The organism is Amycolatopsis sp. NPDC004378 (genome assembly GCF_053602455.1).
Map to the genome: position 1 here is coordinate 309,297 of NZ_JBSGDR010000006.1, position 12,699 is coordinate 321,995.

General features: G+C 73.8%; 8 protein-coding genes and 1 pseudogene. 3 read left to right on the forward strand and 6 right to left on the reverse strand.

Annotated features, from left to right (window positions below; translation table 11 throughout):
* The first annotated feature begins 39 nt into the window (after positions 1-39).
* Positions 40-2,625, forward strand: a complete 2,586-nt coding sequence (locus tag ACWEN0_RS21330; protein WP_451975923.1) for a LuxR C-terminal-related transcriptional regulator — start codon at positions 40-42, stop codon at positions 2,623-2,625.
* Between the two features lie 4 nt (positions 2,626-2,629).
* Here the strand turns inward: ACWEN0_RS21330 and ACWEN0_RS21335 are convergent, their stop codons facing one another.
* Entirely contained in the window at positions 2,630-3,802 is a 1,173-nt protein-coding gene (locus ACWEN0_RS21335; RefSeq protein ID WP_451975926.1) for an AI-2E family transporter, read from the reverse strand.
* Positions 3,803-3,965: 163 nt separating this feature from the next.
* Positions 3,966-4,619: a TetR family transcriptional regulator gene (locus ACWEN0_RS21340; RefSeq protein WP_451975929.1), complete on the reverse strand. Its 654-nt coding sequence runs from the start codon at positions 4,617-4,619 to the stop codon at positions 3,966-3,968.
* A 94-nt stretch (positions 4,620-4,713) separates the two neighbouring features.
* Between ACWEN0_RS21340 and ACWEN0_RS21345 the strand changes: the two genes are divergently transcribed.
* Both ACWEN0_RS21345 and ACWEN0_RS21350 read left to right on the forward strand, forming a co-directional pair.
* Positions 4,714-5,598, forward strand: coding sequence for an SDR family NAD(P)-dependent oxidoreductase (locus tag ACWEN0_RS21345; protein WP_451975932.1), 885 nt, complete (start codon positions 4,714-4,716; stop codon positions 5,596-5,598).
* 139 nt (positions 5,599-5,737) lie between these two features.
* Positions 5,738-6,403: a hypothetical protein gene (locus ACWEN0_RS21350; protein WP_451975935.1), complete on the forward strand. Its 666-nt coding sequence runs from the start codon at positions 5,738-5,740 to the stop codon at positions 6,401-6,403.
* A 55-nt stretch (positions 6,404-6,458) separates the two neighbouring features.
* Here ACWEN0_RS21350 and ACWEN0_RS21355 read toward each other — a convergent pair whose 3' ends face one another.
* The 4 genes and pseudogenes from ACWEN0_RS21355 to ACWEN0_RS21370 form a co-directional block, all read right to left on the reverse strand.
* The gene (locus tag ACWEN0_RS21355) at positions 6,459-7,229 is read right to left on the reverse strand and encodes a FadR/GntR family transcriptional regulator (protein ID WP_451975938.1); all 771 of its coding nucleotides are present in this window, start codon (positions 7,227-7,229) and stop codon (positions 6,459-6,461) included.
* Between the two features lie 14 nt (positions 7,230-7,243).
* Positions 7,244-8,384 (reverse strand): annotated as a pseudogene (locus ACWEN0_RS21360) (3-isopropylmalate dehydrogenase).
* 30 nt (positions 8,385-8,414) lie between these two features.
* Positions 8,415-10,553 (reverse strand): hydantoinase B/oxoprolinase family protein, encoded by a 2,139-nt coding sequence (locus ACWEN0_RS21365; RefSeq protein WP_451975941.1) that lies wholly within the window; start codon positions 10,551-10,553, stop codon positions 8,415-8,417.
* A gap of 18 nt (positions 10,554-10,571) precedes the next feature.
* The gene (locus tag ACWEN0_RS21370; protein WP_451975942.1) at positions 10,572-12,674 is read right to left on the reverse strand and encodes a hydantoinase/oxoprolinase family protein; all 2,103 of its coding nucleotides are present in this window, start codon (positions 12,672-12,674) and stop codon (positions 10,572-10,574) included.
* Positions 12,675-12,699 lie beyond the last annotated feature (25 nt).

The following is a 12,699-nucleotide window of genomic DNA, read 5'->3' on the forward strand; positions in this document are numbered from 1 at the left end:
GAACCGGGGCCCGTTTCTCCCGACAGCCGAGAGGTTGACGTGCCCGTTCGAACGACGTCCCGGTACCGGCGGATCCCCGGCGTGAAGGTCACGGTGCCGCGGCTGCCGAGGATCTTCGTGCCCCGGCCCCGGCTCGGGGCCCTGTTCGACCGCGCGACGGCCCGGCCCGTCACGGTGGTCCGGGCCCCGGCCGGGGCCGGCAAGACCACCGCGCTGGCGGGCTGGGCCGGGGACGGCCACGACGTCGCCTGGGTGTCGCTGGACGACGACGACAACGACGAGTGCCGGCTGTGGGCGGCGATCCTCGGCGCGCTCCGCCGCTGTCCGGCCGTGCCCGCCGACCGCGCGCTGCACCGGCTTTCCCCGCCGCCGCCCGGCCAGCGGCAGGAGTTCCTGGCCGACCTCGACGACGCTCTCCGCGGGCTGGGCCCGGTGCGGCTGGTGCTCGACGACCTCCAGGAGATCGCCCGCCCGGAGCCGATGGAAGCGCTCGCGGCGCTGGCCCGGCACCTGCCCTCGGCGCTGCGGCTGGTGCTCGCCACCCGGGTCGAGCCGCGGCTGCGGCTGGCCCGCCTGCACGTGGAAGCGGCCCTGTCCCGGGTGGGCGCGGCCGAACTCCGCTTCACCGTGCGGGAAACGGCGTGCCTGCTGCGGGCGACCGGCGCCGCGGTGGGCGACGACCGCGTCCGCGAGCTCACCGAACGCACGGCCGGCTGGGCCGCGGCGCTCGGCTGGGCCGCGGTCTCGGTGCGGGAAGCCGAAGACGCCGACGGGCTCGTCGCCTCGGTCACCGGCGACGAGCGTGCCGTGGCGCGGTTCTTCGCCGACGAAGTGCTCTCGCGGCTGCCGGCGTCGACGTCGGACCTGTTGCTGTGCATCAGTGTCTGCGACGCGGTGAGCGCGACGCTCGCCGTGCGGCTGTCGGGCCGCCCGGACGCCGGGGCGACGCTGGACGAGCTCGAGCGCGCGATGGGGCTCGTGACACGCACCCCGGCCGAGACTTACCGGCTTCCGCCGCTGCTGCGCGGTTTCCTGCGGGCGGAGCTGGCCCGCCGCGGCCCGGAGCGGGTGCTGCGGCTGCACGGGATCGCCGCGCGCTGGTACACCGGCGAAGGCCGGTTCGGGGAGGCGCTCGGGCACGCGGTGTCGGGCCGCGACCGGCAGCGCGTGCTGACCCTGGCCTGCGACCACGCGGTACGGCAGGTGCTGGCCGGCGACGGCGACCCGGTGCGCGTCGCGCTGACCCACCTGGGCGCGGAGACGGTGGCATTGAACCCCCGGCTGCGGCTGGCGTCGGCGCTGGAGCACATCCAGCGCGGGCAGCTCGCCGAAGCCGCGGCCGACCTGGGGGAGCCGGGGGCGGCGCACCCGCTGCCCGGGTCCGACGCTGATGACGCGTTGTGGACCCTCGCCGTCCGGCACCTGGCCCTCGTGACGGGGAAGCGGCCGCCGGAGGCCGAGATCTCCGTGCCCGTGCGGTCTCCGGAGCTCGACGCCTGGACGAAGCTCGACCTCGCGTGGCGCTCGCTGCACCGCGGGGCCCGCCGGCACGCCGTCACCCGCGCCGAGGAGGCCCTGCGCCTCGCCCACGGCGAGCGGCTCGACCACCTCGCGCTCCACAGCAGACTGGCGCTGGCCGTCGCCACCGCCTTCCACGGCGACCACCCGGCGATGCGGCGCGCCTGCACGGGTGCGCTCGCCGTCGCGCGCCGCCGCGGCCGGCGCCGGTCGCCGGGCGTGGCCGAGTGCCACCTGCTGCTGGCCTACGACGACCTGATGCGGGCCGAGCCCGTCGCCGCGGCCCGCGAGCTCGCCCAGGCGACGGCCGCGGAGGTCCCCGGGGGTGCGCCGCTGCTCGGGCCGCTGCGCGAGTTCTTCGAAGGTGTCGTGCGCTTCGACGACGGCGACCGCGCGGGCGGCTCGCAGGCCATGCGGGCCGCGCGGCACCGGCTCACCGGGATCGAGCTGCCCCGCGAGATCGCCGGCGTCTGCGCGGTCGCGGAGCACCACGCGGCGCTCGCCCTCGGCGAAGGACTGCACGCGGCCGAAGTGCACGCCTGGGCCCAGGAACGGCTGCCCGGCAGCGGCGAGCTCACGCTCCTGCACCTGCGGGCCCACCTCGCCGCCGACGAAACCGAAGCGGCGGAAGCGATCCTGCGGGACACCCCCGTGGGGCCCGCGTCGCTGCCCGCGACCCCGGTCGACCTCTGCCTCGTCGAAACCGCGCTCGCGCTGCGTTCGCACCGGCGCACCAAGGCCCTGCACGCCCTCGACCGCGCGCTCGCCCTCGCCCGGCCGAACGGGCTCGTGCGGCCGTTCGCGCTCGCCGAGCCGCGCGTCGCGGACCTGCTGATCGACCACTCGGGCGGGTTCGGCTCCCTGGACCGCTTCGCGCAGTCGGTGCGCGGCCGGCTCGTCCCGCACGACCCGTCCAGCGACCTGACCGACCGGGAGCAGGTGGTGCTGCGGCGCCTGCCCTCCCAGCGGTCGCTGGACGAGATCGCGTCGGACCTCACGGTCTCGGTCAACACCGTGAAGACCCACGTGCGGGCCATCTACGGCAAGCTGGGCGTGAACAACCGGCGCTCCGCCGTCGTGGTCGCGCGCCAGCACGGCCTGACCTGAGCCGTCAGCCGTCGTCGCGGCGGGGCGCGGACAGCAGCGCCTCGGCCCAGCGGGCGCGCGGGTCGACGTCCACGAGCAGCGCCTTGGCCAGCAGGGTGGCGGGCACGGCCAGGATCGCGCCGAGCGGGCCCAGCAGCCAGGTCCAGAACACCAGGGCCAGCACGGTGACCAAAGTGGACAGTCCGACCGAGCCGGCGACGAACCGGGGCTGGATCAGCGACTGCACCACGAAGTTCAGCCCGGCGTACACGATGAGCACCACGAGCAGGGCGCTCCAGCCGCCGTCGAGCAGCGCGATGACCGCCGGCGGGGCCACGCCGATCAGGAAGCCGATGTTGGGGACGTAGTTGGTGACGAAGGCGAGCAGCCCCCACAGCACCGCGCCCGGGATGCCGAGCAGGGCGAGCGCGCCGGTGTCGAGCGCGGCCACGATGCCGCCGAACACCGTCGTCACGAGCAGGTACCGGCGGGTTCCGTAGGCGAAACCCCGCAGTGACGCGGAAATCCATGGCCGGTCACCCGAGATCCGGCCGAGGCGCTGCCCGGCCCACGCCGACTCGGCGCTCAGGAACAGCAGCAGGGCCAGCAGGAACGCGAGGTTGGTGACCAGGCCGCCGACCGACGCGAGCAGGGAACCGGCCAGGCCGACGAGTTTCCCGGCGTCGACCGACGACAGCATGGAGCGCAGCTCGGACCGGCCGACGCCGAACCGGCCGAGCGCGGTCAGCCCGTCGTGCAGGAGTTCGTCGACCCGCCCGGTGTAGCGGGGGAGCAGGGCCGACAGCTGCGCGACCGACACCACGACGACGAGGAAGAACGAGAGCAGGGCCGCGTAGACGGTCACCACCAGCACCGTCACGGTCAGCCAGCGGGGCAGTCCCTTGTCCCGCAACCAGGTCCGCACCGGGTCGAGGGTGATCACGACGACCAGGGCGAGGAACACCGGGCCGGCGAGCCAGGCGACCGCGCGCACCCCGGCGAGCACGACGACCGTCGCGGCGGCGCCGAGCAGCACGACGAGCGCACGGGGCAGGACGGGGCCGCCGGAGCCGGGGCCGGTCTCGGGCGGCCACGGCACCGGCGGCGGCTCACGGCGGCGGCCCGCCGTGCCCGACCGGCCCCGCCACGCGAAGGTGAACCGGTAGGCGGGGAAATCGACGATCGACACTCGCACCATGCGGAACCTCCCGGGGCAGGCGGCCGACGCCCGTACGGTGCCAGGCGCCGGCCGCCCGGACGTCACCCCGCGGAGGCGAAACCGGTCACGGGCGTCGTACACGGCACACCGGTTGAGCCGAAGCTCAGCGTGATCGGGAAGATCCGCTGGCGCATGTGCATGGTCAGCCGCCCTTCGTGACACCGCGAGCCACGGCCGTCAGCAACGTCGTCAGCTGCTCCCGGAACCGCAGCGCGCTGTGCGCCCACCGGGGCTCCTCGTCGTACAGCTGCCGCAGCGTCGGTGACGGCCGCGAAAGCTGGAACAGATACGCCGCGCAGCTCATCGCCGCCGTCAGCACCGTCCGGGCGCCGTCCAGGCTCAGGCCGGCGACCGTCTCGACCAGTGCGTCCGTCATGTCGTCGAACGCCGCGGACGCCGCGGTCTTGTACTGGCGGGCCCGCTCCAGCCGGACCGCGCCTTCCAGGCTGAGCCCGACGTGGGTCTGCAGGTCGCAGAACAGCGGCAGGGCGTCCAGGGACCCGGCGACGACCTCGGCCAGGGTGTCCGCGGTCAGCTGACGGCCGCCCAGCTCGGCCAGCAGCCGGGAGCGCCAGTCCGCCCATCCCTGCTCCGCCAGTTCGAGCAGCAGCTCCTCGCGGGACTCGAAGTACCGCCGCAGCGCGGACGGGTGCAGGCCGACCCGGGTGGTCACCTCCGTCAGCGTGACCTCACGCACACCGCGCTCGGCCGCGAGCTCGCGCGCGGCCGTCAGCAGGGCGGTCTTGCGGACCTCTTTGTCCTGGTCGGAGCGGGCGCGTTGGCGGGGCTGGGACACCCGTCCACGATAACGCAACCGCTTTGACTTAACTCGACGGCCGGCGTAGCGTCGGATTTAACGCAAAGACATTGCGTTAACTGAGGAGCTTCCCATGAGTTCAGTGTTCTTCGTGACCGGCTCGTCGCGCGGCCTCGGCCGCCGGGTCGTCGAGCAGGCCCTCGCCGCCGGGCACCGCGTCGTCGCCACCGCGCGGGACCCGCGTGCGCTCGACGACCTCGTGGCCCGGTACGGCGAGCAGGTCCACGTCGAAGCGCTCGACGTCACCGACCCGGCGGCCGCCGAAGCCGCGGTGGCCGCGGGGGTCGCCGCCTTCGGCCGGCTCGACGTCGTGGTCAACAACGCCGGCCAGGGCGACCGCGTGTCCCTCGAGGACACGACGCTCGAGGTCTTCCGGCGCCAGATCGAGACGAACTTCTTCGGCACGGTCTACGTCACGAAGGCCGTGGTTCCGGTGCTGCGCGAGCAGGGCGGCGGCCGGATCATCCAGGTCTCGTCCGTGGGCGGCCGCGTCGGCAGCCCCGGGATGACCGCCTACCAGTCGGCGAAGTGGGCCGTCGGCGGGTTCACCGAGGCCCTCGCCGCCGAGGTCGCGCCGCTGGGCATCAAGCTCACCGTCCTCGAGCCGGGCGGGATGCGCACCGACTGGGGCGGCGCCTCGATGACGACGCCGCCGATCAGCGCGCCCTACGAGGCGACGGTCGGCGCGTCCGCCCGCGCGATGGCCGGCTTCGAGCAGCACGCCACCGGCGACCCGCGCAAGGTCGCCGGCCTCGTGCTCACGGTCGCGGGCCTCGACGAGCCGCCGCTGCGCCTGCTCGCCGGCAGCGACGCCTACGAGTTCGGGCGCGAAGCGTGGCAGCACCGCGTCGACACCGACGCGAAGTGGGCCCACCTGAGCACCTCCACCGACCACGACGAATCGGGTGACGCGTGGCGCCGGCAGCGCGGCACGAGCCTGCCCGACGTGCACGCCTGACCGACTCCAACGGGTGGTCCGAGGTTCCGGACGGCCGTTCGGTGGGTAGCCCACAGGTGTGAGGCTGAGCAGGCCCTGCCTGCCGGACTAGTGAGAGGTGGTCACAATGAGCCAGGGCGATGCTCCGGTCGGACGATCGGTGAAGACGGCTGCGGCCGGCGTCCGGGACCTCGCCGCGGAAGCGGCGCGAGTGGGAGCGGCCGCGGCGGCGCGGGCGGTGGAGATCACCGATCGCAAGCTGACCGAAGGCGCCGACGAGCTCGCGAAGGTCGGCCGCTCGGCGAGCAAGGACTTCGACAAGAGCACGCGGTCCTCGCGCCGGAAGCTGCGGAAGCACTCGGTCGCCGCCCGCGACGAAGTGGTGTCCCGCGCGGTCAAGCTGCGCGACCCGGGTCGCAAGGCGGCCCAGGCGATCGCGACGGTGGCGGGCTCGGCGGGCGAGTCGAACCGCAAGCGCCGCAAGGCCGTCGCGACGGCCAAGCGCGACCTCGCCGTCGCGCTCGAAGAAGCGAAGAGCGTGGCCCGCGGTGAACGCGGCCGTCGCGCCCGCTGGCCGTGGCTGCTGGCCCTCGCCGGGGTCGCTGCCGCGGTCGCGGCGGTCCTGCAGGTCCGGCGCTCGAACCCCCTGGTCGAGGCGGACCAGGCCGAGAAGCCGGTGACCGAGCCGGCCGAGACCGCGAAGCCGGTGGCGGAGAAGCCGGCGGCCGAGCCGGCCGCGAACCCGGCGCCCCCGAAGGCCAAGCCGGCCGACAGCGGGACCAACGGGCACGCCCCCGCCGGGAGCGCGCAGCGCAAGACGAAGTAACCGGCGAACGGCCCCGGGGCGCTGCCCCCGGGGCCGTTGTCGTGCGCGATGAGGCTCAGTCCGGCACCACGCCACCGCACTCGCGGACCAGGTCGGCCATGATCGCCCGGTCGGCCGGTGCGACGTGGTCGGCGTAGTAGGCGTAGAGGCTTTCGCGCGCCAGGCGGGACGCGCGCAGCCCGTCCTGTTCGGAGATCGCCGCGAAGACCGCGCGGTGGTGGCGGATGGACTGCAGCATCAGCGCGGTCTCGTCGTCGGCGTCGAGGATGGTCTGCTGGATCAGCTTGAGGACCGCCTCGCGGGTGACGTCGCCGTAGACCTGCACGAGCTTGTTGCCGCCCGCCTCGGCGATGATCTCGTGGAACTCCATGTCCGCCTGGCCGAACTCGGTGTAGCCGACGTTCATGCACTCGCGCATGCGCGCCATGTTCCGTTCGAGCCGCAGCAGCTGCTCGTCGGTGCGCCGGGCCGCGGCGAGCAGGTTCGCCGACGCGTCCGCGATCATCCGGAACTGCACCAGCTCGGCGAGCGGCAGCTGACCGGTGGAGGCGAGCAGCGCGATCGTCCGGCGCACCGGCTCGACCGACATCGGCAGCACGAGCGGGCCGCGCGGGTCGCGGGGCTGCGAGCGGACCAGGTCCATGTTCTCCAGGACCCGCAGCGCTTCGCGGACCGACGCACGCCCGATGCCGAACTTCTCGACCAGCTCGCGCTCGCTCGGCAGCCGGTCGCCGGGCTTGAGCTCGCCGCCCGCGATGGCGGTCTGGACGTAGTCGACCACGCGCTGGAAGACCCGCCCGTTCGCCGTCGCAGGCTGGTTCGGCACCGCGCCCCCTTCCGTCAGCGATCGAGGATACCGGCCGCCTGCCGCGCCAAGGCGCTCATCAGCGACCGCGCCGGGTCGCCGATCTCCGCCGGGTCGACGCCGGCGACGCGCGTGGCGATGCGCTCGCCGAGCTCGGCGGTGCTGCCGCCCATCTCCGGGCCGGCGAAGGCGGGCATCTCGGCGAGCACGGACGCGGCCGCCGCTTCGAGGGCCAGCGCCGCGTCCCGCTCGCCCAGCCCGGCCAGGCACAGGGCCGCGGACAGCACCGCGGCCGCCGGGTTGGCCCAGCCCTTGCCCGCGATGTCGGGCGCCGAGCCGTGGACCGGTTCGTACATGCTCGGCGCGCTGCCCGCCGGGTTGTAGTCGGCGCTGGCGGCGAGGCCGAGGCCGCCCTGCACGGTGGCGCCGAGGTCGCTGATGATGTCGCCGAACAGGTTGTCGGTGACGACCACGTCGAACCGGCCCGGGTCCAGCGGCAGGTGCTGGCACATCGCGTCGGCGTGCACGTAGTCGTGCTCGACGCCGGGGTAGCGCGTGCCGACGTCGTCGACGATGTCCTGCCACAGCCCGCCCGCGTGGAGGAGCACGTTCTTCTTGTGGCACAACGTGAGCCGACCGCGCCGCGACGCCGCGAGCCGGAACGCGAAGTCGACGGCTTCGGTCGTCGCCGCGACCGTGGTGACCGAGTTCTGGAGCGCCACCGCGTGCGGCGTGCCGGGGTGGGAGAGCCCGCCGCCGCCCGTGTAGAGGCCCTCGGTGTTCTCGCGGATGATCACCAGGTCGCAGTTGTCCGGCGTGACCCCGGCGACCGGGTTTGGTGACGCCGGGGTAGAGCCGGACGGGCCGGATGTTCACCGACTGCCGGAACGCCACCCGCAGCGCGACGATGAAGCCGCGTTCGAGGACGCCCGGCGCGACCCGGGGATCGCCCATCGCGCCGAGCAGGATCGCGTCGTGCTCCCGCAGCCGCGCGGTGGTCTCGTCGTCGATGGCGACGCCGGTGCGCAGGTACGCCTCGGCGCCGAGGTCGAACTCGGTGGTCGTGACGGCGAAGCCGAACCGGCCGGCGGCCGCCCGCACGCCGGCCAGCGCCGCGGCGGTGACGTCGGGGCCGATGCCGTCGCCGCCGATGACGGCCAGGTGATGGGTGCGCATGCGGTTCCGGTCTCCTCGAAGGGGGGCGGGTCAGGACTGCAGGGCGAAGTCCCGCCAGGTCTTCCCGGCCGCCGGCTCGACGTCCACCCACAGCGAAGTCACGCAGTGCGGGCAGACGTAGGCGACCGCCGAGAGGTCCGGGTGAACCTCGACGCGGGCGCCGAGGTCGTCGGCGCCGAGCGGGACGCGGCCGGCGATGGCTTCCCAGCCGCCGGCCAGCTCGCCGAGGACGGTCCCGCAGTGGCGGCAGGACGCGACCTCGCCGTGGATGGTGAGGGCGGCGCCCCAGATGCCCGTCGGCTCGCCCGCGCTCAGCGTCGACGCCGGGGGAGCGGTCATCCGGCCGCGCCGCGACTCGCGGATGCGCGTCCGCAGCCGGCCGGTCTCCGCCGCGTCGACCTCGCCGTCGCGGAGGGCGACGCCGTAGAGCCGGGCCGCGGCTTCCGCGCTGACCGTGCGGGCGGCGACGTCGGCGGCGACCTTGGCAGGGTCGCGCAGCAGCGGATCGCCGTAGCCGCCGCCGTTCTGCACGGTGCATTCGAAGACGTCGCCGTGCGCGATCCGCGCGGCGGGCGCGACGCCCGGCAGGACCTGGTGGTCGCCGTCCAGCTCCGGCAAGGCACTGACGGACTTCCCGGCGCCGAGGTGGGCGAGCGGATCGGCGCCGGTGACGCGTTCGAACCGGGCGCACGAGCCGGGGAGGCCGCCGAAGAGCCCGGTCCGGTTCGGCAGCGCGACGCCGTGGGTGCCGAGCACGCCGGTGACCTCGGTGGTGTCGATCGGGGTCAGCGCGAACTGGATGCCGTTGCCGCCGCGGTAGGTGCCCGCGCCGCCGGAGTCGGCGACCGTGCGCCGCCACAGGTACAGCAGCGGGTGCCGCATCTCCTGCTGTTCGACGTCGGTGGCGCCGCCGGCGAGGATCACCATCGCGCCCCCGGCGTCGACCCCGTCGCGGAAGGAGAACGCCGGACCGCCCCACAGCAGGGAGTCCATGTACATCGACGCGAACGGCTCGCCGTGCTGGTCGATGCCGCCGAACTGGTTGAGCTGCCACGACCCGTCGGAGGGCCCGAAGGCGTGTCCTTCGTACTTCTCGGAGAACGACAGCATCTTCGCGATCGCGCCGCCCGCCGAGCAGGTCGCCGTCCAGTTCGCGCCGGCCGCGCCGCCGGAGACCGGCATCGGTTCGACCGCGGTGACGCACAGCCCGTCGGGCGCGGTCACTTCGACCGGGCGCATCAGCCCGTGGTTCCACGGGATGTCGGACCCGAACGTGCACAGCATGAGCGTCGCGACCGCGCCCAGCAGCCCGCCGCGCGTGGTCATACCGTAGGCCGGGGACTGCGGGCTGGCTGCGGAGAAGTCGAACACGATCCGGTCGCCGGTCTTCTCCAGCCGGCAGGGCACCTGCAGCAGTTCGATGCCCTCGGCGCCGTCGGGCCGGTCCAAATAGGACGTGTGCTCGTACACCCCGTCCGGCAGTTCGCGCAGCATCGCCCGCAGGTCCGCTTCGGAGTTGTCGAGGGTCTTCTCCATCGTCGCGCGGACGGCGCCGGCGCCGTAGCGGGCGCACAGCTCGTGGAAGCGCTGCTCGGCCACGCGCAGCCCGGCGAGGAACGCGCGGAAGTCGTTGGCGACGGTGTCGTGCATCCGCGAGTTGAGGACGATGGTGTCCCACAGCTCCTGGTTGAGCACGTCCTTGCGGACGATCCGGCCCGGCGGGATCCGGATGCCCTCCTGGAAGACGTCGGTGGCGGTGGTGCACCAGCTGCCGGGGTCCATGCCGCCGAGGTCGACCTGGTGGGCCATGCAGCCGAGCCAGGCGACGATCTCGCCGTCGCGGAACACCGGCTTGCAGAACTGGACGTCGTTCTGGTGCATCGCGGCCAGGTAGGGGTCGTTGATGATGAAGACGTCCCCGGGCTCGATGTCGTCGTAGCGGCCGAGGAACACCTCGATCGCCATCGCGCCGGTGTAGATGGGCGTGAGCAGGTAGGTGCCGATGATCGCCATCTCGCCGGCCGCGGTGTAGATGCCGAAGTTGTAGTCGGTGGCGTGCACGACCGGCGAGCCCGAGACGTGCTCGACGGTGGTGGCGCCCTCGGAGTTGATCGACCAGAGCTTGTGCCGGATGACCTCGTAGGTGACCGGATCGACGGTGGTGGTCATGCGCTTGTCCCTTCCGCCTCAGCGGTTCTGGATGACGATGTCGCCGAACGCGTCGACTTCGGCGTCCTGGCCCGGGCCGACGACGACGGTCGTGTCCCGCAGCTCGACGATCGCGAGCCCTTCGATGCGGAGGCCGTCACGCAGGTGCTCGGTGCGGAGAACCGTGGCGTCACGCCATTCGCCGCCGGAGAAGACCGGGCGGGTGCCCGGCTCGGGGGCGTCCTGGGCGGCGAGCGCGCCGGTGTCGAACTCCGCGCGGGGCACCGGGCTCGTGGCGACGACGCGGAACGTCGTGATCTCGACGCCGCCTTCGAGGAACGCGGCGCCCTTGCCGAAGCGGCCCTCGTAGACCTCGACGAACCGGTCCACCATCGCGTTGACGTCGGCGGCGGTGATCCGCTCGGCGTCGATCGGCACGGTGAGCACGTGGATCTGGGCGCGGAACCGGATCTCCACGAACTTGCCGTAGGAGATCCCGCTCTCGGCGGCGCCCGCGGCCACGAGGTCGCGGCGGGCGCGCGCGGCGAGCTCGTCGAACGTGGCGTTCAGCTCGTCCGGCGGCAGCGCCGAGGCGTGGTCGGTCGTGCCGGGCGGGGTCTGCATCGGCTTGGACAGCTCTTCGACCATGGTCAGGTCCGAGCAGCCGATCCCGAAGGCCGAGTGCACCGACGCGGTGATCGGGACGACGATCTGCGGGCAGCCGAGCTCGGCGCCGTAGGAGAACGCGTGCAGCGGCCCGGCGCCGCCGTAGGCGAACACCGCGAAGTCCGTGGGGTCGTAGCCCTGCTCGACGGTGACCTGCCGGACGAGGTCGGCCATCCGCGCGTCGACGATCGTCTTGATGCCTTCGGCCGCCTCCTCGACGCTCAGCCCGCTCGGCGTGGCGACGTGCTCGTCGATGGCCGCGCGGGCCTTCTCGACGTCGAGGGTCAGGCGGCCGCCGAGGAAGTTGCCCGGGTTGAGGTAGCCGAGCACGAGGTCGGCGTCGGCGACGGTGGGCCGGGTGCCGCCGCGGCCGTAGCACGCCGGGCCGGGCCGCGCGCCGGCCGACGCGGGCCCGACCTGCAGGACGCCGCCCCGCACGGACGCGATGGATCCGGCGCCCGCGCCGATCGCGCGGACGGCGACCGAGGGCAGGGCCAGCTCGTCGCGGCCGATGAGGGTCTTGTTCGACATCACGGGCCGGCCGTCGAGGACCAGGCCGACGTCGAAGCTGGTGCCACCCATGTCGGTGGTGACGATGGTGCGGTACCCGTTGCGGGCGCCCAGGAACTGCGACGCGACGACACCGCCGACCGGGCCGGACAGGACCGTGGCCGCGGCGCGCTTCTCGACCTCGGCGAAGGTGGCCAGCCCGCCGTTGGACTGCATCAGCAGCGGCCCGGACTTCAGGCCCGCCTTGGTCAACGTGTTCTCGAACGAGTCCAGCGACGTCTTGAGGACCGGCCGCAGGCTGGCGTTGACCGCGGTGGTCAGGGTCCGTTCGTACTCCCCGATGCGCGGCAGGAACTCCGACGACAGCGTCACCGAAGCACCGGGGACGACCTCCTCGATCAGCTCCGCGACGCGCCGCTCGTGGGTGTCGTTGGCGAACGACCACAGCAGGGACACGGCGAACACCTCGGCCCCGGCGTCCCGAAGCTCCGCGACCGCGCGCCGGACGTCGTCCTCGTCGAGCGGGCACACCACCCGGCCCGCGTAGTCGACGCGCTCGGTGACCTCGGCGGTCAGCTGCCGCGGCACCGCCGCCGGCTGCTTGACCAGCGTCCGGAAGCGCTTGATGGCTTCTTCCTCGAGCCCGATGCCCTTGAAGCCGCGCATCACGGTCAGGGTGTCGCCGAAGCCGCGGGTCTGGATCAGCCCGACCCGCCGGTTGCGGCCTTCGAGCATCGCGTTGGTGGCGACGGTCGTGCCGTGCGCGAACACCTCGACGCCGGCGAGGAAGTCCGCCAGCGGGGTGCCGCGTTCTTCGGCGGCGAGGACCAGCGTGTCCAGCACGCCCTGGGCGGGGTTGTCCGGGACGGTCGAGGACTTGTACCGGCCGACCGAGCCCGCGGAGTCGATGACGACCGTGTCGGTGAAGGTGCCTCCGATGTCGGAAGCGACGTAGTAGGGGGACATGGCGGCGGATCACTCCTTTGTGTCG